21 protein-coding genes and 1 tRNA gene are annotated in these 23,842 nt (G+C 73.4%); 18 read left to right on the forward strand and 4 right to left on the reverse strand.

Annotation, left to right across the window (positions count from 1 at the left end):
* The first annotated feature begins 14 nt into the window (after positions 1-14).
* The 11 genes from CHR28_RS04890 to CHR28_RS04940 all read left to right on the forward strand — a co-directional run bounded on the left by CHR28_RS04890 (position 15) and on the right by CHR28_RS04940 (position 14,375).
* Positions 15-587 carry a YqgE/AlgH family protein gene (locus CHR28_RS04890; RefSeq protein WP_179272309.1) on the forward strand — a complete coding sequence of 191 codons (573 nt, stop codon included), beginning with the start codon at positions 15-17 and terminating at the stop codon, positions 585-587.
* Between the two features lie 29 nt (positions 588-616).
* Positions 617-898: a DUF3039 domain-containing protein gene (locus CHR28_RS04895; RefSeq protein WP_031113140.1), complete on the forward strand. Its 282-nt coding sequence runs from the start codon at positions 617-619 to the stop codon at positions 896-898.
* A gap of 220 nt (positions 899-1,118) precedes the next feature.
* The gene (locus tag CHR28_RS04900; protein WP_094052213.1) at positions 1,119-2,417 is read left to right on the forward strand and encodes an extracellular solute-binding protein; all 1,299 of its coding nucleotides are present in this window, start codon (positions 1,119-1,121) and stop codon (positions 2,415-2,417) included.
* 380 nt (positions 2,418-2,797) lie between these two features.
* Positions 2,798-3,760: a carbohydrate ABC transporter permease gene (locus CHR28_RS04905; RefSeq protein ID WP_373453325.1), complete on the forward strand. Its 963-nt coding sequence runs from the start codon at positions 2,798-2,800 to the stop codon at positions 3,758-3,760.
* On the forward strand, positions 3,757-4,602 hold the full coding sequence (locus CHR28_RS04910; RefSeq protein WP_094052214.1) for a carbohydrate ABC transporter permease: 846 nt from the start codon (positions 3,757-3,759) through the stop codon (positions 4,600-4,602). Before CHR28_RS04905 ends, CHR28_RS04910 begins: the two co-directional genes overlap by 4 nt.
* A 76-nt stretch (positions 4,603-4,678) precedes the next feature.
* Entirely contained in the window at positions 4,679-6,313 is a 1,635-nt protein-coding gene (locus tag CHR28_RS04915) for a beta-N-acetylhexosaminidase (protein ID WP_179272310.1), read from the forward strand.
* A gap of 304 nt (positions 6,314-6,617) precedes the next feature.
* A complete protein-coding gene (locus CHR28_RS04920; RefSeq protein ID WP_094052215.1) occupies positions 6,618-7,511 on the forward strand; it encodes an FAD binding domain-containing protein in 894 nt (297 codons plus the stop codon).
* Positions 7,508-10,195 carry a (2Fe-2S)-binding protein gene (locus CHR28_RS38745; protein WP_094052216.1) on the forward strand — a complete coding sequence of 896 codons (2,688 nt, stop codon included), beginning with the start codon at positions 7,508-7,510 and terminating at the stop codon, positions 10,193-10,195. Before CHR28_RS04920 ends, CHR28_RS38745 begins: the two co-directional genes overlap by 4 nt.
* On the forward strand, positions 10,192-12,501 hold the full coding sequence (locus tag CHR28_RS04930; RefSeq protein WP_094052217.1) for a xanthine dehydrogenase family protein molybdopterin-binding subunit: 2,310 nt from the start codon (positions 10,192-10,194) through the stop codon (positions 12,499-12,501). Before CHR28_RS38745 ends, CHR28_RS04930 begins: the two co-directional genes overlap by 4 nt.
* Positions 12,501-13,040, forward strand: a complete 540-nt coding sequence (locus CHR28_RS04935) for an AAA family ATPase (RefSeq protein WP_094052218.1) — start codon at positions 12,501-12,503, stop codon at positions 13,038-13,040. The genes CHR28_RS04930 and CHR28_RS04935 overlap by 1 nt, the downstream gene beginning before the upstream one ends.
* A gap of 168 nt (positions 13,041-13,208) precedes the next feature.
* Complete coding sequence (locus CHR28_RS04940) at positions 13,209-14,375, forward strand: SUKH-4 family immunity protein (RefSeq protein WP_094052219.1); 1,167 nt, start codon at positions 13,209-13,211, stop codon at positions 14,373-14,375.
* Positions 14,376-14,386: 11 nt separating this feature from the next.
* Here CHR28_RS04940 and CHR28_RS04945 read toward each other — a convergent pair whose 3' ends face one another.
* A complete protein-coding gene (locus CHR28_RS04945) occupies positions 14,387-15,622 on the reverse strand; it encodes a hypothetical protein (RefSeq protein ID WP_256984130.1) in 1,236 nt (411 codons plus the stop codon).
* Between the two features lie 256 nt (positions 15,623-15,878).
* On the opposite strand from CHR28_RS04945, the gene CHR28_RS04950 reads away from it, so the two are divergent.
* Positions 15,879-16,298, forward strand: a complete 420-nt coding sequence (locus tag CHR28_RS04950; protein WP_143655782.1) for a DUF6083 domain-containing protein — start codon at positions 15,879-15,881, stop codon at positions 16,296-16,298.
* 89 nt (positions 16,299-16,387) lie between these two features.
* Positions 16,388-16,795: a hypothetical protein gene (locus CHR28_RS04955; protein ID WP_094052221.1), complete on the forward strand. Its 408-nt coding sequence runs from the start codon at positions 16,388-16,390 to the stop codon at positions 16,793-16,795.
* Between the two features lie 29 nt (positions 16,796-16,824).
* On the opposite strand, the gene CHR28_RS04960 is transcribed toward CHR28_RS04955, so the two are convergent.
* Positions 16,825-16,896: transfer RNA gene (locus CHR28_RS04960), tRNA-Cys, on the reverse strand.
* A 222-nt stretch (positions 16,897-17,118) separates the two neighbouring features.
* Here CHR28_RS04960 and CHR28_RS04965 point away from each other — a divergent pair.
* The 5 genes from CHR28_RS04965 (at position 17,119) to CHR28_RS04985 (ending at position 23,064) form a co-directional block, all read left to right on the forward strand.
* Positions 17,119-18,600, forward strand: coding sequence for an MFS transporter (locus CHR28_RS04965; protein ID WP_094052222.1), 1,482 nt, complete (start codon positions 17,119-17,121; stop codon positions 18,598-18,600).
* Positions 18,601-18,803: 203 nt separating this feature from the next.
* Positions 18,804-19,187 (forward strand): type II toxin-antitoxin system death-on-curing family toxin, encoded by a 384-nt coding sequence (locus CHR28_RS04970; RefSeq protein WP_094052223.1) that lies wholly within the window; start codon positions 18,804-18,806, stop codon positions 19,185-19,187.
* A 137-nt stretch (positions 19,188-19,324) separates the two neighbouring features.
* A complete protein-coding gene (locus CHR28_RS04975; RefSeq protein ID WP_094052224.1) occupies positions 19,325-21,124 on the forward strand; it encodes a DEAD/DEAH box helicase in 1,800 nt (599 codons plus the stop codon).
* Positions 21,125-21,423: 299 nt separating this feature from the next.
* Positions 21,424-22,065, forward strand: a complete 642-nt coding sequence (locus CHR28_RS04980; RefSeq protein WP_094052225.1) for an IclR family transcriptional regulator — start codon at positions 21,424-21,426, stop codon at positions 22,063-22,065.
* Positions 22,066-22,272: 207 nt separating this feature from the next.
* The gene (locus CHR28_RS04985) at positions 22,273-23,064 is read left to right on the forward strand and encodes a S16 family serine protease (RefSeq protein WP_094052226.1); all 792 of its coding nucleotides are present in this window, start codon (positions 22,273-22,275) and stop codon (positions 23,062-23,064) included.
* On the opposite strand, the gene CHR28_RS37660 is transcribed toward CHR28_RS04985, so the two are convergent.
* Entirely contained in the window at positions 23,061-23,231 is a 171-nt protein-coding gene (locus tag CHR28_RS37660) for a hypothetical protein (RefSeq protein ID WP_179272311.1), read from the reverse strand. The genes CHR28_RS04985 and CHR28_RS37660 overlap by 4 nt on opposite strands.
* 13 nt (positions 23,232-23,244) lie before the next feature.
* Complete coding sequence (locus CHR28_RS04990; RefSeq protein ID WP_094052227.1) at positions 23,245-23,820, reverse strand: ArsR/SmtB family transcription factor; 576 nt, start codon at positions 23,818-23,820, stop codon at positions 23,245-23,247.
* Between the last annotated feature and the right edge of the window lie 22 nt (positions 23,821-23,842).

Below are 23,842 nucleotides of genomic sequence, written 5' to 3' on the forward strand. Positions count from 1 at the left end.
GGATCATGTCTGGCATGACCGAGGTGTCCTCGCTCACAGGGCGGTTGCTCGTGGCCACGCCCGCCCTGGCGGACCCGAACTTCGACCGCGCGGTGGTGCTGCTCCTCGACCACGACGAGGAGGGTTCCCTCGGTGTCGTCCTCAACCGCCCCACCCCGGTGGACGTGGGCGACATCCTGGAGGGCTGGGGGGATCTCGCCGTCGAACCCGGCGTGGTCTTCCAGGGCGGCCCGGTGTCGCTGGACTCCGCCCTCGGGGTCGCCGTCGTCCCGGGCGGCGCGGCCGGGGAGGGCGCCCCGCTCGGCTGGCGCCGGGTGCACGGCGCGATCGGGCTGGTCGACCTGGAGGCCCCGCCGGAGCTGCTGGCCTCCGCCCTCGGCTCCCTGCGGATCTTCGCCGGATACGCCGGCTGGGGCCCGGGCCAGCTGGAGGACGAGCTGGTCGACGGCGCCTGGTACGTCGTCGAGTCCGAGCCCGGCGACGTGTCCTGCCCGTTGCCGGAGCGGCTCTGGCGCGAGGTGCTGCGCCGCCAGCGCAACGAGCTGGCGATGGTGGCGACGTACCCCGACGACCCTTCGCTCAACTGATGCGTGTGAGCTTCAGTACCCTTGGGCCTATGAGCACTCTCGAGCCCGAGCGCGGGACTGGTACGGGGACCCTCGTAGAGCCGACGCCGCAGACCTCTCACGGTGACGGTGACCACGAGCGCTTCGCCCATTACGTCCAGAAGGACAAGATCATGGCGAGCGCCCTCGACGGCACCCCCGTCGTGGCGCTGTGCGGCAAGGTCTGGGTTCCGGGCCGCGACCCGAAGAAGTACCCCGTGTGTCCCATGTGCAAGGAGATCTACGAGTCCATGGGCTCCGGCGGCGACGACAAGGGCAAGGGCGACAAGTAGGCCCGGTCCGCGCGGCGTAAAGCCTCCAGGGTGCGTTTTGCGCGCCCTGGAGGCTTTTGTGCTGTCCGGGCGTTGCACGGGGTGCGTCTGCCGGTCACAGAGTGGTTGAGACCTCTTGTGGGCGTGTTCATGAAGTCCCTAGCCTCCGAAGTGTTGTGCACAGCGAAACCTTCATTGCGCATGTTGCAACACTCCCGCTGCTCCCTCGGAGGACCACTCCATGAAGCTGTCCGTCCGTCTCGCCGGCCTCGGCGCGCTCGCCGCCCTCCTGGCCACCGCCTGCGCCCCCCAGACCTCCGGCAACACCTCCTCCGACAAGGACGAGAAGACCGGCACACTGCGCGTGTGGCTCTTCCAGGAGGTCGGCAACACCCCCAAGGAGAAGGTCGTCGACTCCGTCGTCGCCGACTTCGAGAAGGCCCACCGGGGCACCGAGGTCAGCGTCGAGTACATCCCCATCGACACCCGCGCCCAGCGCGTCAAGGCCGCCTTCAACGACCCCGCCTCCGCCCCGGACGTGATGGAGTACGGCAACACCGACACGGCCGGCTACGTGAAGGACGGCGGACTCCTCGACGTCACGAAGGAGTTCGGCGACTGGAGCGAGGCGAAGGACACCGACCCGACCGCGAAGCAGTCGGTCACCGTGGACGGCAAGGTCTACGGCGCGCCGTTCTACGTGGGCGTGCGCGCCCTGTACTACCGCACCGACGTGTTCGAGGAGCTCGGCCTGTCCGTCCCGCGGTCGATGGCCGAACTCGCCTCCACCGCCCGGAAGATCCGCGCGGCGAAGCCCGAGCTGTACGGCCTGGTCGTCGGCGGTGCCTACACCTACGGCGCGATGCCGTTCGTGTGGGCCAACGGCGGTGAACTCGCGACCGGCAAGGGCGGTTCCTACGCCTCCGGCATCGACAGCCCGAAGGCCCGCAAGGGCATCGAGGCGTACACCTCCCTCTTCGGCGACGACAACTGCCCGGCCGCCAAGTGCGCGGGCATGGGCGGCAACGACACGATCTCCGCGTTCGCCGCGGGCAAGGCCGGCATGGCCATCGGCGGCGACTTCAGCCACACCGCCGTCGAGGCCGGGAAGGTCAAGGGCAAGTACGCCGTCGTCCCGCTGCCCGGGGTGCGGCCCGGCTCGATCGCACCCGCCTTCGCCGGCGGCAACAACATCGGCGTCCTGAAGAGCACCTCGCACCGCACGCTCGCCGTGCAGCTGATGGAGCGGCTCGCCTCGAAGAAGACCCAGGCCGCGCTCTTCGACGCGATGGGCTTCCTGCCCACCTTCACGGACGTCCGCCGGGAGGCCGCCCGGGAGGAGCCCTTCGTGAAGCCCTTCGTCCAGACCCTCTCGGCCGGCACGAAGTTCGTCCCGGCGTCCCCGGCCTGGGCCCAGATCGACTCCCAGCTCGTCCTGCCGACCATGTTCCAGGAGGTCGTCAGCGGCAAGAAGGACGTGTCCCGGGCCTCCGAGGACGCCGCGAAGAAGATGAACACGGCGTTCGGCTCCACGGGGTGAGCGGGATGAACGACCGTACGAACCCGGTGGACGCTGCTGTGCCGGGGCCCGAAACGGCCCCGGCCGCATCCGGTCCGACCGGGTCCGGTCCGGCCGGCAGCCCCGGCCCGGCCGCGTCCGGCCCTGCCGCGTCCGCCTCGGCCGGCGGCTCCGCGCCGGCGGTGCTCGCGGGTGGTTCGGCGCCCGTGCCGGCACGTCCGCCTGGGGCGCGCAAGGACCGAGACGCATCCGAACCCACGGCCGCGCCCGACCCGGTCGGGTCCGGCCCGGCAGGCGGTCCCGCGCCTGCGGTGCTCGCGGGTGGCCCGACGCCCGTGCCGGGACGGGCGCTCGGGGTGCGTAAGGACGCCCCGGACGCGCTCGCCGTGCGCGCGGACCGGATGCGAGGTGACGCGGCCGAACCCGCGCTCGCGCCGCGTGCCGGGCGGCCGCGTGTGCGACGGAGTGGCGCCGGCGGGACCGGGCGGGTCTCCGGTGGCTGGACGCCCTGGCTGTACCTCGCGCCCGCGCTCGTCGTGCTCGGCGGGCTGCTCGTCTACCCGATCTACCAGCTCGGGCTGATCTCCTTCTTCGAGTACACGCAGGCGCAGGTGAGCGGCGGGGAGCCGGCCACCTTCGAGGGGTTCGGCAACTACGCCGAGCTGTTCGGGGACCCGCAGTTCTGGGAGGTGCTGCTCGCCACCGTGCTGTTCGCCGCGGCCTGCGTCGTCTCCACGCTCGTGGTCGGATGCGCCCTGGCCGTGCTGCTCACCCGCGTGCGGGCCCTGCCGCGGCTGGCGCTGATGCTCGCCGCGCTCGGCGCGTGGGCCACCCCGGCCGTGACCGGTTCGACGGTGTGGCTGTTCCTCTTCGACCCGGACTTCGGCCCGGTCAACCGGATGCTGGGCCTCGGCGACCACTCCTGGACGTACGGCCGGATCAGCGCCTTCCTCCTCGTCCTGCTCGAAGTGGTCTGGTGCTCCTTCCCGTTCGTGATGGTGACCGTGTACGCCGGCATCCGCGCCGTACCCGCCGAAGTGCTGGAGGCCGCCTCCCTCGACGGCGCCTCGCAGTGGCGGATCTGGCGCTCCGTCCTCGCCCCGATGCTCCGGCCGATCCTGGTCGTCGTCACGATCCAGTCGGTCATCTGGGACTTCAAGGTCTTCACGCAGATCTACGTCATGACGAACGGCGGCGGCATCGCCGGCCAGAACCTGGTCCTGAATGTCTACGCCTACCAGCAGGCCTTCGCGTCCTCGCAGTACGGCCTCGGCTCCGCGATCGGCGTCGTGATGCTGCTGATCCTGCTCGCCGTCACCCTGGTGTACCTGCGGCTGCTGCGCCGGCAGGGGGAGGAACTGTGAATCTTCTGCGCGCCCGTGTCCGCCGCCCGGGCCGGCTGGCCGCGGAGGCCTCCGCCCTGCTGATCGCGCTCGTCGTCGCCTTCCCCCTCTACTGGATGGTGCTCGGCGCCTTCAAACCGGCCGGAGAGATCGAGTCGAGCGAGCCCAGGCCGTGGACTCTCGCGCCCTCCCTGGATTCCTTCCGACGCGTCTTCGGGCAACAGGAATTCGGCCGCTACTTCCTCAACAGCCTCGTGGTCGCGGGCAGTGTCGTGATCGCCTCCGCGCTGATCGCGTTTCTCGCCGCGACCGCCGTGACGCGATTCCGCTTCCGCCTGCGGACCACCCTGCTGATCATGTTTCTGGTGGCCCAGATGGTGCCCGTGGAAGCTCTTACGATCCCCCTCTTCTTCCTCATGCGGGACGCCGGCCAGCTGAACACGCTGGGCTCGCTGATCCTGCCCCACATCGCCTTCTCGCTGCCCTTCGCGATCTGGATGCTGCGGGGGTTCGTGAAAGCCGTTCCGGAGGCGCTGGAGGAGGCCGCGTACATCGACGGCGCGAGCCGGGCGCGATTCCTGTGGCAGATCCTTTTCCCCCTCGTCCTGCCCGGTCTCGTGGCCACCAGCGTGTTCTCGTTCATCTCCGCGTGGAACGACTTCCTGTTCGCCAAGTCGTTCATCATCAGCGACACCGCGCAGTCGACGCTGCCGATGGCCCTGCTCGTCTTCTACAAGCCCGACGACCCGGACTGGGGCGGCGTCATGGCCGCGTCCACGGTGATGACGATTCCGGTGCTGGTCTTCTTCGTACTCGTACAGCGGCGCCTGGTCTCCGGACTGGGCGGAGCGGTGAAGGACTGACGTGACTTCTCCAGACGTGATTCCCCCGGGCGGGACTGCTCCGGACGTGGCTCCTCCAGAGAGGGCTGCCGCAGACGTGGCTCCTCCTGCGGCGGGCCTGATTCCGGCGCCCCTGCGCGTCGAGGCCGGGGCCGGACCGGCGTTCGTGCTCGACGCGGGCACCGGCATCGCAGCCGGTCCCGGCGCCGAGCAGGCGGCCCGGTGGCTGCGGGCGACCGTGGGCGCGGCGACCGGTCTGCCGCTCGACCCGCACACCGGCGGCGAGGACGAGGGCCTCCAGCTGCGCGTCCGGCCGGACCTGGGCGGGCCCGAGGCGTACCGGCTCACGGTCGGCGCCGGCCGGGCCGTCGTCGAAGGGGCGAGCGCCACCGGTCTGTTCTGGGGCGCCCAGACCTTCCGTCAGCTCCTGGGGCCCGAGGCCTTCCGCCGGGCGCCGGTGTCCGGGAAACGGGCGTGGCACGTACCCGCCGTCGTCGTCGAGGACGCTCCGCGATTCCGCTGGCGCGGCCTGATGCTCGACGTCGCCCGGCACTTCATGCCCAAGGACGGCGTCCTGCGTTACCTCGATCTGATGGCGGCGCACAAACTCAACGTCTTCCACTTCCACTTGACGGACGACCAGGGCTGGCGCATCGAGATCGAGCGGCACCCCCGGCTGACCGAGATCGGCTCCTGGCGCGCCCGGACCAAAACCGGCCACCGCGCCTCGCCCTTGTGGGAGGAGAAGCCGCACGGGGGCTACTACACCCAGGACGACATCCGGGAGATCGTGGCCTACGCCGCCGAGCGGCATATCACCGTCGTCCCGGAAATCGACGTACCCGGACACTCGCAGGCCGCCATCGCCGCGTACCCGGAACTCGGCAACACCGACGTCATCGACACCTCCGCGCTCTCCGTCTGGGACACCTGGGGAATCAACCCGAACGTACTCGCCCCCACTGACAACACCCTGCGCTTCTACGAGGGCGTCCTCGAAGAGGTGCTGGCGCTGTTCCCCTCGGAGTTCGTGCACATCGGCGGCGACGAATGCCCCAAGGAGCAGTGGCGGCGTTCAGGGACCGCCCAGGCGCGCATCCGGGAACTCGGACTCGCGGACGAGGACGAGCTCCAGTCCTGGTTCGTCCGGCACTTCGACACCTGGCTCGCCGCGCGCGGGCGCCGGCTGATCGGCTGGGACGAGATCCTGGAGGGCGGCCTGGCCGAGGGCGCGGCCGTGTCCTCGTGGCGCGGCTACGCCGGGGGCATCGCCGCCGCCCGCGCCGGCCACGACGTCGTCATGTGCCCCGAGCAGCAGGTGTATCTGGACCACCGTCAGGCTCCGGGACCCGACGAGCCGGTACCGATCGGGTGGGTGCGCACCCTGGAGGACGTCTACCGGTTTGAACCCGTCCCCGCGGAGTTGACGCCCGAGGAGGCCCGGCACGTGCTGGGCACCCAGGCCAACCTGTGGACGGAGGTGATGGAGGACCACACGCGCGTGGACTACCAGGCGTTCCCGCGCCTCGCCGCCTTCGCCGAGGTCGCCTGGAGCGCGCTGCCCGCCCCGGCGGACCGGGACTTCGGCGGCTTCGAGCGCCGGATGACCGCCCACTACCGGCGGCTGGACGCCCTGGGCGTCGCCTACCGGCCCCCCGCCGGTCCGCTGCCCTGGCAGCGTCGGCCCGGGGTGCTGGGCCGCCCGATCGACGGTCCGCCGCCCCACCGGTAGAACCGGCCACCCCACCCCGCCCCGCCCCATCCCGCCCGGCCACCCGGACCGGCCCGTTGACCGAACAGCTCGAACAGGCCACGGAATAAGCGCACAAGGGTCACCGAAAGTGCCAATCGGCATGCACTGGTGAACCTGTGCGAAAACGGACCATCTCCCCGGTGAGGTGGGCGAATGCCTCCTAGCGGACCCGTGTCTTCGGCTCTCGCCAAGATGTGCCAGAGTTGCCACGTCCGCCCTGTCAGCACGTACCGTACGGCAGCACAGGTGGGACCAGGTGGGGCAGCGGGAAGGGGCAGCCGGTTTGACCACGCACGCACCGCAGGCGGCGCAGGCCGTCACGCTGCCCACGACGCTGGACGAGGCCGTCGCGGCACTCACCGCCGTGCCCGCCGCCGTGCCCGTCGCGGGCGGCACCGACCTGATGGCCGCCGTCAACTCCGGGCAGCTCAGGCCCGCCGCGCTGGTGGGCCTCGGCCGCATCAGCGAGATCCGCGGCTGGCAGTACCAGGACGGCCACGCGCTGCTCGGCGCGGGCCTCACGCACGCGCGCATGGGCCGCCCCGACTTCGCGGCCCTGATCCCGGCGCTCGCCGCCGCGGCGCGCGCCGCGGGCCCGCCGCACATCCGCAACGCGGGCACCCTGGGCGGCAACATCGCCTCGGCCGCCCCCACCGGGGACGCGCTGCCGGTGCTGGCCGCCCTGGAGGCCACCCTGATCATCGCGGGACCGGGCGGAGCCCGCCGGGAGATCCCGGTGTCGCACCTGCTCGCCGGGATGGACATGCTGCGCGCCGGTGAACTCATCGGCTACGTGCGCGTGCCGCTGCTGCACGCCCCCCAGGTCTTCCTGAAGGCGACCGGCCGCACCGGCCCGGGCCGCGCGGTCGCCTCCGTGGCACTGGTCCTGGACCCCGCGCGCCGGGGCGTGCGCTGCGCGGTCGGCGCCATAGCGCCGATGCCGCTGCGGCCCCTGGAGGCCGAGCAGTGGGTCGGCGGACTCATCGACTGGGACAACAGCCGCACGCTCGTCCCCGAGGCCCTGAACGCCTTCGGCGAGTACGTCGCCGCGGCCTGCATCCCCGACGCGGCCCCGGGCGAGGACGGCTCCGTACCGCAGCTCCCGCCCGCCGTACTGCACCTGCGGCGCACCGTCGCCGCGCTGGCCCGACGAGCACTGGGGAGGGCGCTGTCGTGACCGACGACCAGCACGGAGAGGGCACGCCCCGCAGTGGAAGCCGCTGGGACCCGCTGCCCCAGGGCGAGTACGACGACGGCGCCACGGCCTTCGTCGAACTGCCCGAGGGAGGCGTCGACGCCCTGCTGGCCGCCGACAGCCCGCTCGCCGCGCCGGGCCACGGCTACGTACCGCCGCAGATAACGGTCGCCCCCGCGACGACCGCGGGCACCGACCCGGCCGCCACGGGCGCGTGGCCGGTGCCCGGCGCGCCCGCGGACGGCGCCCAGTGGCACGACCCGCACGCGGCACACGGGCAGCAGGGCCAGGACGCCGCGGAGCAGCCCTACGGCACCTCCGAGGTGCCCTACGGCACGCCGTACGGCGCCGGGGCGGGGCAGCACGGCGGCGACGACCGCTTCACGTACGACCCGGGCGTCACGGGGCAGTGGACCTTCGAGGAGCCCGCTGCTGCGGAGTCCGCGCCCGGCCATGACGTGACCGGGCAGTGGTCCATCCCCGTCGCCGGGGGAGACCTGCCGGACGAGTCGGGCGAGTTCACCACGTCGTCGCTGGTCGAGCAGTGGGGTGGCACCCCTCCGGCCACGCTCCCGGGCGGCGCGCCCGCCCCCTGGGCGTCCCAGGCGGCCGGCCGGCCGTGGGGACAGCAGGAGGGCGAGCCGCAGCAGGGCTACGACCAGGGCCCCGGACCCACCCCGGCCCACCCGGGCGAGGTGCCTCACGAACACGACCAGGGCCACGGGCACGACCAGGGCCACGGGCACGACCAGGGTCATGGGCACGACCAGGGTCATGGGCACGGTGCCGAGCAGGGCCACGGACAGGGGCCCGAGCAAGGGCACGGTGCCGAGCAGGGGCATGCCCAAGGGCCCGAGCAGGGGCACGGGTTCCTGCCCGGGCAGGTCCACGGGCACGGCCGGTCCGAGGCCACCGAGGCCGCCGCCGGATACGCCGCCGAGCCCGGCATGCGCGGCGCCGGGCCGCTGCCGCACGAGACGGACCCGGGGCACGCGACCCACCCGCCGCACGTCGCGGGCCCGGGTGAGCACGCGGCACCCGGTCACGCCGCCGAACCGCCGACGCCCGGCCAGGCATCGGAGCAGTCCGGCTTCGGGGCTCCAGGGGCGGACTCCCCGGAATCCCGGGGCTTCCCGGACAACGCCGAGGAACGCTCGGCCGCCGCGGACGGCCCGGGCTTCGCCGACCACGCGCCGGACTCGCCGGACTCCCCGGCCTCCCCGAGCTTCGCCCGGCACGCGCATGGCCCCTCGGGCTACGCCGACCACACGCAGAGCCCCTCGGCCTACGCCGACCACGAGGCGCCGTCGCAGGGCTTCCCGGGCCACGAGCCGGAGCGGACCGGCGTACCCGGCCACGAGCCGGAGCGGACCGGCGTACCCGGCCACGAGCCGGAGCGGACCGGCGTACCCGGCAACGGGCCGGAGCGGTCCGGCGTACCCGGTCACGGGCCGGAGCGGACCGGCGTACCCGGCCACGAGCCGGAGCGGTCCGGCGTACCCGGCCACGAGCCGGAGCGGTCCGGCGTACCCGGCAACGGGCCGGAGCGGTCCGGCGTACCCGGTCACGCACCGGAACAACCGGGCTTCCCGGGCCACGGCCCGGAGCAGTCCGGCGCCCCCGGCCACGCGCCGGAGCAACCGGGCTTCCCCGGTCACGGCCCGGAGCAGGCAGACGTACCCGGGCAGACCCCCGAGAGCCCCGCGCCCGCACCCGGAGGGGATGCGGAGGCCGCCGGGGCCGCTCAGGAGGCATCACAGCACGCCACCGGCCACGGTGAGCCCTCCGGCGACACCGAGGGCGCCGACGACGCGCCACGGGCCGCAGAAGGCGCGGACGACGCCGGGCAGCCCGCCGCCGACGCCGGTCCGCTCCCCGCCCCGGCGGACGCGGAAGCCGCCCCGGACGCGACCGGAGCCCCGGCCGCCGACGGCGACGCACCGGCCGCCGACGCGACGCCGGACGCCCAGGCCGCCGACTCCACCGCACCGCAGGAGGAACACCCCCTCGCCTCCTACGTCCTGCGCGTGAACGGCGCCGAGCGGCCCGTCGGCGACGCGTGGATCGGCGAGTCCCTGCTGTACGTGCTGCGCGAGCGACTGGGGCTCGCCGGCGCCAAGGACGGCTGCTCGCAGGGCGAGTGCGGCGCGTGCAACGTCCAGGTCGACGGACGGCTCGTCGCCTCCTGCCTGGTCCCGGCCGTGACCGCCGCCGGCAGCGAGGTCCGTACCGTCGAGGGCCTGGCCGAGGACGGCCGCCCGTCGGACGTGCAGCGGGCGCTCGCGCGCTGCGGCGCCGTGCAGTGCGGTTTCTGCATCCCGGGCATGGCGATGACCGTCCACGACCTGCTGGAGGGCAACCCTGCCCCCACCGAGCTGGAGACCCGCCAGGCGCTGTGCGGCAACCTGTGCCGCTGCTCCGGCTACCGGGGCGTGGTGGACGCCGTCAAGGAGGTCGTCGCCGAGCGCGAGGCGCACGCCGCCCCGGGTGAGGGCGACGGCGACGAGCCCCGGATCCCGCACCAGGCGGGCCCCGGCGCCGGTGGCGTGAACGCGTCGGCCTTCGGGGTGGCCCCGGAACCGCACGCACCCGAACCGCACTCTCCGGAGTCGCACTCTCCGGAACCGCACGACCAGCCCTACGGCCAGGACGGAGGCCAGGCGTGAGCAACGAAGCAGCCACCGCGCAGGCCGCGGAGGCCGCCCCCGCACCCGACCCCCTGCCGCACGGCCTCGGCGCCTCGCTCCCGGCCGCCGACGCCCGCGCCAAGACGGAGGGCACCTTCCCCTACGCCGCCGACCTGTGGGCCGAGGGCCTGCTGTGGGCGGCCGTGCTGCGCTCCCCGCACCCGCACGCGCGCATCGTCTCCATCGACACCACCCACGCGCGCGAGATGCCCGGCGTGCGCGCCGTCGTCACCCACGACGACGTCCCCGGCAGCCCGCTGCACGGCCGCGGCAAGGCCGACCGCCCGGTCTTCGCCTCCGAGGTCGTGCGCCACCACGGCGAGCCCATCGCCGCCGTCGCCGCCGACCACCCCGACACCGCGCGCATGGCCGCGGCCGCCGTCATCGTCGAGTACGAGGTGCTCGACCCGGTGACCGACCCGGAGCAGGCCTTCGAGGCCGAGCCGCTGCACCCCGACGGCAACCTGATCCGGCACATCCCGCTGCACCACGGCGACCCGGAAGCGGCCGGCGAGATCGTCGTCGAGGGGCTGTACCGCATCGGCCGCCAGGACCCCGCGCCCATCGGCGCCGAGGCGGGCCTCGCCGTCCCGCGCCCGGACGGCGGCGTGGAGCTCTACCTGGCCTCCACCGACCCGCACGCCGACCGCGACGCGGCCGCCGCCGCCTTCGGTCTGGAACCCGAGCGCGTCAAGGTCGTCGTCACCGGCGTGCCCGGCGCCACCGCCGACCGCGAGGACCAGGGCTTCCAGCTGCCCCTCGGCCTGCTGGCGCTGCGCACCGGCTGCCCGGTGAAGCTCACCGCCACGCGCGAGGAGTCCTTCCTCGGCCACGCCCACCGGCACCCCACCCTCCTGCGCTACCGGCACCACGCCGACGGCGAGGGCAGACTCGTCAAGGTCGAGGCGCAGATCCTGCTCGACGCGGGCGCCTACGCCGACACCTCCGGCGACGCGCTGGCCGCCGCCGTCGCCTTCGCCTGCGGCCCCTACGTCGTCCCGAACGCCTTCATCGAGGGCTGGGCCGTGCGCACCAACAACCCCCCGTCCGGCCATGTGCGCGGCGAGGGCGCCATGCAGGTCTGCGCCGCCTATGAGGCGCAGATGGACAAGATCGCCAAGAAGCTCGGCCTCGACCCGGCGGAAGTGCGCCTGCGCAACGCCATGGCGACCGGCGACGTCCTGCCGACCGGCCAGACCGTGACCTGCCCGGCGCCGGTCGCCGAACTCCTCCAGGCCGTCCGGGACTTCCCGCTCCCGCCGCTGCCCAAGGACACCCCCGAGGACGAGTGGCTGCTCCCCGGCGGCCCCGAGGGCGCGGGCGAACCGGGCGCGGTGCGCCGGGGCGTGGGCTACGGCGTGGGCATGGTGCACATGCTCGGCGCGGAGGGCGCCGACGAGGTCTCCACGGCGACCGTGAAGGTCCACGACGGCGTCGCGACGGTGCTGTGCGCGGCCGTCGAGACCGGACAGGGCTTCACCACCCTCGCCCGGCAGATCGTGCAGGAGACCCTCGGCATCGACGAGGTGCACGTGGCGCCCGTCGACACCGACCAGCCCCCCGCGGGCGCGGGCTGCCGCGGCCGGCACACCTGGGTGTCGGGCGGCGCCGTGGAGCGCGCGGCCAAGATGGTCCGTACCCAGCTCCTGCAGCCGCTCGCGCACAAGTTCGGCATGTCGACCGAGCTGCTCCAGATCACCGACGGCAAGATCACCTCGTACGACGGGGTCCTCTCGACGACCGTCACCGAGGCGCTGGACGGCAAGGAGCTGTGGGCCACCGCCCAGTGCCGCCCGCACCCCACCGAGCCGCTGAACGAGGCAGGCCAGGGCGACGCCTTCGTCGGCATGGCCTTCTGCGCGATCCGCGCGGTGGTGGACGTCGACATCGAGATCGGCTCCGTGCGCGTCGTGGAACTGGCCGTCGCCCAGGACGTGGGCCGGGTGCTCAACCCCGCCCAGCTGGCCGCCCGGATCGAGGCGGGCGTCACGCAGGGCGTGGGCATCGCGCTCACGGAGAACCTGCGCACGCCCCGCGGTCTGATCCGCCACCCCGACCTGACCGGATACGCCCTGCCGACCGCCCTCGACGCGCCCGACATCCGCATCGTGCGGCTGGTCGAGGAGCGGGACGTGGTCGCCCCCTTCGGGGCCAAGGCGGTCAGCGCGGTGCCGGTGGTGGCCTCTCCCGCCGCCGTCGCCTCCGCCGTACGGGCCGCGACGGGCCGCCCGGTGAACCGGCTGCCGATCCGCCCGCAGGCAGCGGTGGTCACGGAGCGGGCCTGATGCCCTTCGGGGGCGGGGTCGTCCTGATCACCGGCGTGATGGCGGCCGGCAAGTCCACGGTCGCGCAGGCGCCGGCCGAGACGCTGCCGAGGGCCGCGCACGTCCGCGGCGACGCGTTCCGGCGCATGATCGTGTCGGGCCGCGAGGAGTACGTCCCCGGCGCGGACGGCGCGGCGCGCGAGCAACTGCTGCTGCGCTACCGGCTGTCGGCCGCGACGGCGGACGCGTACGCCGAGGCCGGTTTCACGGCGGTCGTCCAGGACGTGGTGCTCGGCGAGGACGTGGAGACCTACACCGGCCTGGTGCGCACCCGCCCGCTGTACCTGGTCGTCCTCGCGCCGCGTCCCGGGACGGTGGCCGCGCGGGAGGCGGGACGGACGAAGACGGGGTACGGCGCCGGCTGGACGGTCGGGGCGCTGGACGAGGTGCTGCGCACCCGGACCCCGCGGACCGGACTGTGGCTGGACACCTCGGAGCTGACGGTGGGGCAGACGGTCGAGGCGATTCTGGCGGGAAGGGAACGCGCGAGGGTCCTCTGAGCGTCTTCAGGGACGGATGCCTCTGTGCTCGCCGGGCACGCGTCGCTGTTCCGGGGCGATGTCAGTGGTCGGGCGTAGTGTTCCGGTCAGTGGGGACGGCTGCCGGGCCTGGCCGGGCGATCCGCCGTGCTCCGCCAGGGGACGGGACAAGCGCATGCGGGGGAGCCCATGAGTACGACCGATGCCGGTACCGCGGTGATCACCCTGACCGAGTCCGAGCTGGACCCGTGGGTCACGCACGCGTCGACGCGGCACTGGCTGACCGGACCGGGCCTGCCGGCCGACAGCGGTGTGCTGAGCTTCGACGACCTGCGCCGGGACGGCCTGCGCACGGTGGCGGACTCCACGGGCGACCCCGACGACCGGCTCGCGGCGGAGCTGCGCGAACAGCTGGTGATAGGCGGACTGCTGGGCCCCGCCGGCCTGGAGACCGAATCGGTCCTGCTGGACGGCGCGACGGGCGAGATCTCGACGACGTACGTCCTGCACGACCGCCCCGACCTGATGGACCGCCGCCCCCTGGCCCCCTCGCTGCGGACGCTGGTCCGCTTCGCGGAGGCGACGGACGAACTGGCGGGACTGCGCGGCCAGTTCGCCTCCTACGCCGGCCGGTACGGCCCGAAGGCGGTGGCGGAGGCCTCCCAGCACCTGCTGTCCGTCTTCCGGGACGGCGCCGACGGCGAACCGGCCCCGTTCTGGAAGATGGCCGCCCTGATCCGGCCGCTGTCCCTGGTCGCGGGCCGCTCCGGCGCCTCCGGCCTCTCCCTCGACCTCCCGCACCGCCTGCTGGACCAGGAGTTCGGCCCCGGCAAGGTGGCGCGCTTCGAGGACGTGGACTTCCCGGCGACGCTCACGCACGAACCGACGCGCCGCTTCCTGCGCGAGGTGGGCCTCCCGGAGGACGCCCATGTGTTCTCCCTGGACACGGACGTCCCGCTGGCGACCCTGGCCGAGTTCCACGCCGACGCGGACACCCCCGCGCGGCTCCCCGCCGGCGCCGAGCGGCTGATACGCCTCGGCCATCTGATCGAGGACAACAGCCTGGTCGTCGACGGCGCCACGGGAGCGGTCCTCGACTGGAGCGAAACCGAGGGGACGCTCCACCCCCTCAACACGGACGTCTCGACCCTCGCCTTCACGCTCTGGCTCCTGCACCGCGAGCGGGCCATCGACGCCCAGTCGGACCACGAGCTGACGACCGACGCCTACGACCAGCTGGCCATGACGATGCTCCAGGTCCTGTCGACGGTCGACCCCACGGGCGTCACGTCGCCGGCCTCGTCCCGGCACTACTGGACGACGACGTTCCAGGACGAGGCGGGCGGGGCGCTCTGACGGGCCCGCCGTCAGGCGGACCGGGAGACGGACCGGGAAGCGCCGCGGCGGCGCACGGCGAACACCAGGCCGCCGCCGATCACCGCGGCGGCCGCCGCGGCACCGGCGATCAGTGCGGTGCCGTCGGAGCCGGTGGCGGCGAGGTTGCCACCGGTGGTGCCGCCGGACGCGGTGGTGCCGGCCGTGGCCGAGGGAGACTCCGTGGCGCCGGTGCCGCCGGCGGCCTGGCCCTCCGGCTCGTTGCCGCTGCCGCTGTTGCTGCCGCCGTCGCCGCCGCTGTCACCGCCACCGTCGGTGCCGCCGGTGCCGTCCGACGGGCTCGGCTCGGGCTCGTAGTCGCTCGGCAGGTCGATGCGGATCCGGGCGGTGTTGTTGGCGCGGTTCTCGTCGTACGCGGGGGTGCTGCCGTAGACGGAGGACGCCGTCACCTTGCCCTCGGGGTCCTGCGCGGACTCCTTGATCTGCAGCAGGAAGGTGTAGGCGAGGGACTGGCCGACATCGAGGGTGCCGTCGGCGGGCCAGCAGACGTACGTGGGCTTGCCCGGGGTGCCCTGCGGTGCGCTCGGGCCGTCGACGCCGAACGGCGCGCAGTCCTCGGGCACCTCGACGGCGGTGGTGCCCGGCGGTATCTGCACCAGCAGGCCCGGCACGTCGTCGCTCTCCTGGTTCCGCACCCAGCCGGGCCCGTCGTTGCGCAGGGCCACCGTGACGGACTGCCGCTCGCCGGCCAGCGCCTCGGTGTCCTCACCGACCGCGACGAGGTCGGCGGTGTTGTCCGCGGTCAGCGTCATCCGGCGGTGGCTGTCGTCGTACCCGTCGCCGGGCGCCTCGCCGCTGGCACTCGTGCCGTACTCGACTGCCTCCATCAGGGCCTTGCCGAGCGCCTTGAACCGGACGGGCGTGGTGACGGAGGCGCCCGGTTCGACGACCGTGTCGAGCTCGCACAGCGCCTGCCTGACCTGCTCCTGGACGGTCGAGTAGGTGCAGCCCTTCACCTGCTCGGGGAAGTCGAGCCCGCGCGTCAGGCGCACCCGGAAGGTGACGCCGTCCACGGCCGCCGTGCCCCTGTTGGTGAGCGTGACGGACTCGTCGTACACCTCGCCCGGCTTGAGGGACGCGGCCGGGAGGGCCGACACGACCAGGTCCGGCCCGCCCTCCTCGGCATACGCCAGGGGCGCGGCGACAGCGGGTCCGGCGACGGCGATCACGGCAGCGGCCAGGACGGCTGCCGGGGGGCGCAGGTGCACGGTGGTTCTCCTTGTCGGAATGCCGGTCGCACCGAAGGGCACGACGACCGGAGCGTCGGCTACCGGTCATGTCCTGGACACCTGAAAGGGGCTCGGGGTTGTGCGCGGGGCAACGGAGCAGCTCGACTCCCGGCGCCGGCGGGCCGGTCGCACGCCCCCGCGAGCCGCACCGACCACCGACACCCCGGCGACTTGCCCCAGACGCGCCCTGAACGCGCCCTCCCGGCCGTCAGCGCCCGAGCACATGCTCGAACACATGGGGAACACAGGCGAGTCGGGCATCATCCCGCTGCACGGCCCCGACGGGCACCGACAGCGGCCACCGCACGCTCCGCAGCCGTGGGAGAAGACCGACCGTGCCCAGGCGGCACTGGAGGGCGCCACCGGCCCGGAGCCACCCGCCCCACCGCTCTGCCCCAACTGCGGGCTGGTGGGCGACCGGTGCGTCACGTACTACGGCTGGCACGTCCTGCTCGAACCGGACCTGCTGGTACCGGCACACAGGGTGCCCGCGTGGCACCGCTGGTACGTCGACTCCGACGGCACGGCCTGGAACAGCCGCGCCGACGAGCCCGCACCCGGAGCGATGTGCCGCGTACCGCACCGGATCACCTGCCCGGTCCTGCGCCTGGAGGAACCAGGCCCCCTCCCGCTGCCACTCCCACACGCCGGCTGAGGCCCCCGGCGGAGCTCCCGCAGCAGATGTCCGGGAGGGAGAATAGGCTGGTCAGAGGGGTCGACATGGTTCGATCCGAGGAGCCTCCCATGCGTAGGAACAGAATCGGCGCCTGGCGCGCCACGGGAGTCGTCACCGCACTCGCCACGGCCGCCGCGATCGCCTCCGTCGCCCCGGCCCAGGCCCAGACCACCGCGCAAGTGACGGCGTGGGTCAGCGACGGCTGGGGCGGCGGGACCGTCACCAGCCAGCCGGCGGGGATCAACTGCCACCAGGAGGCGTGGGACCCGTACGCGTCGAACGACCCGCAGCCGAACCCGACGGGCACGTGCACCGCGACCTTCCAGGTCGGCACGGTGATCACCTTCACCGCCACACCCGACACGGGGTCCTTCGTCAACGACGGCCCCACACCGAACCCGTTGACGGTCCGCACGGGCTACAACGCCACGACGGTCATGTTCTGCCCCACCGAGGGCCTCTGCTCGGCGGGTTAGGAAGACGAACAGACCTGGAAAGTAAGAAGAGGCCGTGGCGGGATTCGAACCCACGTAACTCGCTTTGCAGGCGAGCCCCTGAACCACTCGGGCACACGGCCGGGACGAGGACAACTCCGTGCCGTGGTGGGAACCACTCGGGCACACGGCCTTGAACTCGGTGAATCGACCGTACGGCGCCGCCGATGCCGTGCTCAAGGGCATCCGGGCCCGTGCAATGTGACTGCCACACGCCGTTCATACGGGACGTACGACCAAGGTCTGACCCCGGGGACATCTCGCGACAGGGGTCAAAGCGGTGCGTGGACCTTACGCTGGCTCGCATGCCTGACTCCAAGCCGCGTGACGCCGATGTCGTGGGTGCTGCCGTTCCGTCCGTCCCCGCCGAAGAGCACGAGGGTGTACTGGGGCCGGGGCACCGGGCGTTGAGCATCGGGATCGTCTCCGTCGTGCTGCTCATCGCCTTCGAGGCGACGGCCGTCGGTACGGCGATGCCCGTCGCCGCACGGGAACTGGACGGCATCTCGCTGTACGCCTTCGCGTTCTCCGGGTACTTCACGACGAGCCTGTTCGGGATGGTGCTCGCCGGGCAGTGGTCGGACCGGCACGGGCCCCTCGGACCGCTGACGTCGGGGATCGCCTCCTTCGGCGCCGGGCTGCTGCTGTCCGGTACTGCCGGGGCGATGTGGGTGTTCATCCTCGGGCGCGCCGTACAGGGGCTCGGCGGCGGGCTGGTGATCGTCGCCCTGTACGTGGTGGTCGGCCGGGCCTATCCGGAACGGCTGCGGCCGGCGATCATGGCGGCCTTCGCGGCGGCCTGGATCGTGCCGTCGATCGTGGGCCCGCTCGCCGCCGGCACGGTCACCGAGCAGCTCGGGTGGCGCTGGGTGTTCGTGGGGATCCCCGTCCTTGTCCTGCTCCCGCTCGCCTTCGCCCTGCCGCAGATCCGCCGGCGCGCGTCCGGGCCGGTGGTCGTGACGAGCGCGGCCGGTGTCCCCGGCGAGACAAGCCCCAGGGCGTCCTTCGACCGTCGCCGGATCCGGCTCGCCCTGGCCATCTCCCTCGGCGCCGGCCTCCTCCAGTACGCCGCGCAGGATCTGCGCCCCCTCTCGCTCCTGCCGGCGGCACTCGGCGTGGTCCTGCTCGTGCCCGCCGTGCTCGGGCTGCTGCCGCGCGGCACCTACCGGGCCGCCCGCGGGCTGCCGTCCGTCGTCCTGCTGCGCGGTGTCGCGGCGGGGTCGTTCATCGCCGCGGAGTCGTTCGTGCCGCTGATGCTGGTCACCCAGCGCGGGCTCAGCCCGACCCTGGCCGGGTTCTCGCTCGCCGCGGGCGGCGGGACGTGGGCGCTGGGGTCCTGGGTGCAGTCGCGGTCGCGGCTCGAACCGCACCGGGAGCGGCTGACGACCGTCGGCATGCTCCTGGTCGCCGCGGCCATCGCCACGGCGCCGAGCGTGCTCGTCGACTCCGTGCCCGTCTGGACCGTGGCCGCCGCCTGGGGCGTGGGCTGCTTCGGCATGGGGCTCGTCATCTCCTCCACGAGCGTGCTCCTGCTCAAGCTCTCCGCCCCGGAGGAGGCCGGCAGCAACTCCGCCGCCCTGCAGATCTCCGACGGCCTCTCCAACGTCGTCCTCCTGTCCGCGGGCGGCGCCGCCTTCGCGGCCCTGGGCGGCGGCACGGTCTCCCACACCGCCACCCACGCCTCCGGCTCCCACCCGGCCGCCTTCGCCGCGGTCTTCCTCCCGATGGCGGCGGTGGCCCTGGCAGGAGCCTGGGTCTCGACCCGACTCCGCGAACACCGACCGTAGCCGGACCGCCTCCGGAAACGCCGGCTGTAGAGCCGGGTCGTCGGCCGTTGAACGGCCGGGGCCATGGGCCGGAAAAGGCGTACGCCGGAAGCAGTGGTGCTGGAGGCTCTGCGCGGCTACCTGCGTCAGGAGGGCGGGCGGGTGCGTGTCGTTGCTGAGGGGCTCGCGCGGGACCATGCCGATCTGCTGCGGAGGCTCGGCGAATGACGCGGCAGACCCGGTACCTGACCGTGGACGAGGTCACCGCCGTCGCCCAGGTCGCTTTCGGCGGGCGGCCGCCCGAGGCGCGCGCCCCCGGGCTGCTCGCCTCCGCCGTGCACCGCCCGCGAGCGCGGATGTTCGGCACGGCCGCCTACGAGGACCTGTACGAGCAGGCCGCCGCCCTGCTGCACGCCATCGCCGCCAACCACCCCCTGGTGGACGGCAACAAGCGCACCGCCTGGCTGGCCACCGCCACCTTCCTCGCCCTCAACGGGGTCGACCTCGCCGGGGTGGACCAGGATGTGGCGTACACGCTGGTCGTCGACGTGGCGTCCGGGGCGGAGGCCGAGGTCGGGCGCATCGCGGGGCGGCTGAGGGAGCTGTGACGTCGGTCCCACCCGCCGGTGACGCGGGCCGGTCCGCGCGGTGAGGGGTGGGGCGCGCCGGTAGGGTGGCCCGGTTGTCATACGTAGCCGAGCCGTCAGGCTCCCTCGAACGAGCCGCCCGACCCCCAACGGAGACCGTGACTACCACCGCCGGCACCAGCTCTGCCTCGCACCACCTCTCCCCGGCGTTCCCCGGGCGCGCCCCCTGGGGCACCGCCAGCAAGCTCCGCGCCTGGCAGCAGGGCGCGATGGAGAAGTACATCCAGGAGCAGCCGCGGGACTTCCTGGCGGTCGCCACCCCCGGCGCCGGCAAGACGACCTTCGCCCTGACGCTGGCCTCCTGGCTGCTGCACCACCACGTCGTGCAGCAGGTGACCGTCGTCGCCCCGACCGAGCACCTGAAGAAGCAGTGGGCCGAGGCCGCCGCGCGGATAGGGATCAAGCTCGACCCGGAGTACAGCGCCGGTCCGCTCGGCCGGGAGTACCACGGGGTCGCCGTGACCTACGCCGGTGTCGGCGTCCGGCCCATGCTGCACCGCAACCGCGTCGAGCAGCGCAAGACCCTCGTCATCCTCGACGAGATCCACCACGCCGGTGACAGCAAGTCGTGGGGCGAGGCCTGCCTGGAGGCGTTCGAGCCGGCGACCCGGCGGCTGGCGCTGACCGGCACGCCCTTCCGGTCCGACACCAACCCCATCCCCTTCGTCACGTACGAGGAGGGCAACGACGGCATCCGGCGCTCCGCCGCCGACTACACCTACGGCTACGGCAACGCCCTCGCCGACAACGTCGTGCGGCCGGTCATCTTCCTCTCCTACAGCGGCAACATGCGCTGGCGCACCAAGGCCGGTGACGAGGTCGCCGCCCGGCTGGGCGAGCCCATGACCAAGGACGCCATCAGCCAGGCCTGGCGCACCGCGCTCGACCCGCGCGGCGAGTGGATGCCGGCCGTGCTGCGCGCCGCCGACCAGCGGCTGACCGAGGTCAGGAAGGCGATCCCGGACGCCGGTGCGCTCGTCATCGCCTCGGACCAGGACTCGGCCCGCGCGTACGCCAAGCTCATCCGGGAGATCACCGGCAGCAAGGCGACCCTCGTGCTGTCCGACGACTCCGGCGCCTCCGAGCGGATCGACGAGTTCAGCAACAACACCGACCGGTGGATGGTCGCGGTGCGGATGGTGTCCGAGGGCGTCGACGTGCCGCGCCTCGCGGTCGGCGTGTACGCCACGACCATCTCCACCCCGCTGTTCTTCGCCCAGGCCGTCGGCCGGTTCGTCCGGTCCCGGCGGCGCGGCGAGACCGCCTCCGTGTTCCTGCCGACCGTGCCCGACCTGCTCTCCTTCGCCAACGAGATGGAGCGCGAGCGCGACCACGTCCTCGACAAGCCCAAGAAGGAGGGCGAGGAGGACCCCTACGCCGAGTCCGAGAAGGAGATGGACGAGGCGAACAAGGAGCAGGACGAGGACACCGGCGAGCAGGACATGCTGCCCTTCGAGGCGCTGGAGTCCGACGCCGTCTTCGACCGGGTCATGTACAACGGCGCCGAGTTCGGCATGCAGGCCCACCCGGGGAGCGAGGAGGAGCAGGACTACCTCGGCATCCCGGGACTGCTGGAGCCCGACCAGGTGCAGCTGCTGCTGCAGAAGCGGCAGGCCCGGCAGATCGCGCACAGCCGCAGGAAGCCGGACGAGGAGGCCGACCTGCTCGAACTGCCCGCCGAGCGGCGGCCGGTCGTCTCCCACAAGGAGATGATGGAGCTGCGGCGCCAGCTCAACACGATGGTCGGCGCGTACGTCCACCAGAGCGGCAAGCCGCACGGCGTGATCCACACCGAGCTGCGGCGCGTGTGCGGGGGGCCGCCGGCGGCCGAGGCGACGGCCGGGCAGCTGCGGCAGCGCATCGCCAAGGTGCAGGAGTGGGCCACCCGCATGAAGTGACGTGCCCGCAGGCCCTCACAACCTGGGGGGCGTGCATACCGCCCCAAACAGAGCACTCCACCCGGGGCCGTGCCCGGATTCTGGACGGAGCCTTCCGCTCAGCGAACCCCCTTCGCTACTGTCCCGCTACGCACACGCCCCGTGGCAGAGCCGCCGCGGAGCGCAGCCGTGAAGCGACGCGGCCCGGACAGGCCGGGCCGCCGGCCGATCGGCGGCCTCTGACGCGCGTCGCCGACGGGACTCGGTGACGCATCCGCCGACCAGGGGGCCGCCGACCTCACCACTAAGGAGTGGGCGTCGTGACCGCGGAGACCTCCCAGACGCTCGACCGGGGACTGCGGGTCCTCAAGCTGCTCGCCGACACCGACCACGGCCTGACCGTGACCGAGCTCTCGCTCCGCCTGGGCGTGAACCGGACCGTGGTGTACCGGTTGCTCGCCACGCTGGAGCAGCACGCACTCATACGCCGTGACCTGGGCGGACGTGCCCGGGTGGGCCTCGGCGTGCTGCGTCTGGGACGGCAGGTCCACCCGCTGGTCCGGGAGGCCGCGATGCCGGCGCTGCGGTCGCTGGCCGAGGACATCGGCGCCACGGCGCACCTGACCCTGGTCGACGGGGCGGACGCGCTCGCCGTGGCCGTGGTGGAGCCGAGCTGGACGGACTACCACGTCGCGTACCGGGCCGGGTTCCGGCACCCCCTGGACCGGGGCGCCGCCGGCAAGGCCATCCTGGCGGCCCGGCAGCACCCGCGCGCGGACCCGGGCTACACGCTCACCCACGGCGAGCTGGAGGCGGGCGCGTGCGGGGCCGCGGCCCCGCTGCTGGGCGTGACGGGCGTCGAGGGCAGCGTGGGCGTGGTGATGCTGGCCGACGTCGTACCGGAACGGGTCGGACCGCGCGTGGTCGACGCGGCCCGCGAGGTCGCGGAGGCCCTCCGCTGAGAGGTGGCGGAGGCCCTCCGCTGAACAGAACCGAGCGCCCCGAACCGGACGCCTCGGGCGGGGCCTGTGCGGGGGCGTGATGCCCTGCCCTCGGAAGCCCGCCCGCGGGGGTACGACCCCTACGACCTCCTGCCCCCGGAAGCCCGCCCGCAAGGGCGTGATGCCCTGCCCTCGGGAGGGTTGTCGTCGCCGCGTTAGATTGATCCCGTGTTCTCTCGCCTCACGCGCCCCCAGGCGCTCGCCGTCTGCGCCCTGCCCGTCGTGGCCCTGCTCGCCACGGCCGTGTTCGCGCCGCTGCCGTTCTCGGTGGCGCAGCCGGGCGAGACGGCGAACGTGCTCGGCGAGCACAAGGGCGACCCGGTGATCACCATTTCCGGCGCGCCGACCCGGGACACCCGTGGGCAGCTGCGCATGACCACCATCGTCGCGACCTCGCCGGACACCCGCGTCCGGCTCCCCGACGTCGTCGACAGCTGGTTCCGCACCGACGAGGCCGTGATGCCGCGCGACGCCCTCTACCCGAGCGGGGACACGGTCAAGGAGATCGAGCGGCACAACGAGAAGCAGATGAAGGAGTCCCAGGACGCGGCGACCGAGGCCGCGCTCGACTACCTCGGCCTCGACGCCGACGACGTCGAGGTCAGCCTGAAGCTCGCCGACGTCGGCGGGCCCAGCGCGGGGCTGCTCTTCTCCCTCGGGATCGTCGACAAGCTCGACGGCGACGGCACGGGCGGTGACCTCACGGGCGGCCGGGTCATCGCGGGCACCGGCACGATCGAGGCGGACGGCACGGTCGGTGCGGTCGGGGGCGTCGCCCTCAAGACGCAGGCAGCCAAGCGGGACGGCGCGACGGTGTTCCTGGTGCCGAAGGCGGAGTGCGCGGACGCGCGTGCCGAGCTGCCGAAGGGCCTGCGGCTGATCCCGGTCACGACGCTGAAGGGCACGGTGGGTTCCCTGCGGGCCCTGCAGACGGGCAAGGGGTCCGTGCCGAGCTGTTAGACGGCGGCGGCCCGCCGGGGCCGGGTGGCGAGCTTCAGCCCGACCTCGACGAGGGTCCAGCCCAGCCGCGTCCGCAGGTCCGGGCGGCGCGCCGGGCGCGAACCGGCCTCGGCACGGAGGTCGGCCGCGCGGGCGTGGTGCAGGGCGAGGTGGATGTCGGGGTGCATGGGTGGTGGCCTCTCACAGCTTCGTCCGGGTGGGGAAGACGTGCGTGTGGACGCGTACCGTCTCGGCGTCCGGGGTGCCCTCTGCGAGAGGGCGGTAGCTCTGCACGAGCTCGTGCATCCTGCCGATCAGCTCACGGGCGAGTTCCGGAGTGAGCCGCAGGGTGAAGTCGCTCAGATCGGTGGCACCGTCCCATTCCTCCGCCCAGTCGTGCGCGGTGCCGAGCCATGTCGCCACCTCTCGCGTGTGCACGTTCGCCAGTTCGTAGCGGAACAGGGCGACGGCTCCGCGCACGGCCGGATCGGGGTCCTTGATCAGCGTCTCGTCGAGCTGGACGCCCTGGTCCACCGCCTTCCACCAGCGCTCCCGCCCTTTGCCGCGCCCGGGATCGTCCGCGACGAACCCGTGCGTGGCGAGCTGCCGCAAGTGGTAGCTGGTCGCGCCGCTCGACTCGCCCAGCTTCTCGGCCAGTTGGGAGGCGGTCGCCGGTCCGCCGCGGCGCAGCGCGATCAGCAGTTGCATGCGCAGGGGATGAGCCAGACCTCGCAGGGACCGGGCGTCGAGCAGGCGGGAAGTCGGTTCCTCGGGCATGCGTACAAAGGTAACGTTGCAA

This window comes from Streptomyces sp. XY006, from assembly GCF_002237655.1.
Lineage (GTDB): Bacteria > Actinomycetota > Actinomycetes > Streptomycetales > Streptomycetaceae > Streptomyces > Streptomyces levis.

Bases quoted from the DNA above. Each gene is read 5' to 3' on its own strand.
- CHR28_RS04890 (WP_179272309.1), top strand. From the start codon at position 15: ATGACCGAGGTGTCCTCGCTCACAGGGCGGTTGCTCGTGGCCACGCCC.
- CHR28_RS04895 (WP_031113140.1), top strand. From the start codon at position 617: ATGAGCACTCTCGAGCCCGAGCGCGGGACTGGTACGGGGACCCTCGTA.
- CHR28_RS04900 (WP_094052213.1), top strand. From the start codon at position 1,119: ATGAAGCTGTCCGTCCGTCTCGCCGGCCTCGGCGCGCTCGCCGCCCTC.
- CHR28_RS04905 (WP_373453325.1), top strand. From the start codon at position 2,798: ATGCGAGGTGACGCGGCCGAACCCGCGCTCGCGCCGCGTGCCGGGCGG.
- CHR28_RS04935 (WP_094052218.1), top strand. From the start codon at position 12,501: ATGCCCTTCGGGGGCGGGGTCGTCCTGATCACCGGCGTGATGGCGGCC.
- CHR28_RS04940 (WP_094052219.1), top strand. From the start codon at position 13,209: ATGAGTACGACCGATGCCGGTACCGCGGTGATCACCCTGACCGAGTCC.
- CHR28_RS04950 (WP_143655782.1), top strand. From the start codon at position 15,879: ATGGGGAACACAGGCGAGTCGGGCATCATCCCGCTGCACGGCCCCGAC.
- CHR28_RS04955 (WP_094052221.1), top strand. From the start codon at position 16,388: ATGCGTAGGAACAGAATCGGCGCCTGGCGCGCCACGGGAGTCGTCACC.
- CHR28_RS04965 (WP_094052222.1), top strand. From the start codon at position 17,119: ATGCCTGACTCCAAGCCGCGTGACGCCGATGTCGTGGGTGCTGCCGTT.
- CHR28_RS04970 (WP_094052223.1), top strand. From the start codon at position 18,804: ATGACGCGGCAGACCCGGTACCTGACCGTGGACGAGGTCACCGCCGTC.
- CHR28_RS37660 (WP_179272311.1), bottom strand. From the start codon at position 23,231: ATGCACCCCGACATCCACCTCGCCCTGCACCACGCCCGCGCGGCCGAC.
- CHR28_RS04990 (WP_094052227.1), bottom strand. From the start codon at position 23,820: ATGCCCGAGGAACCGACTTCCCGCCTGCTCGACGCCCGGTCCCTGCGA.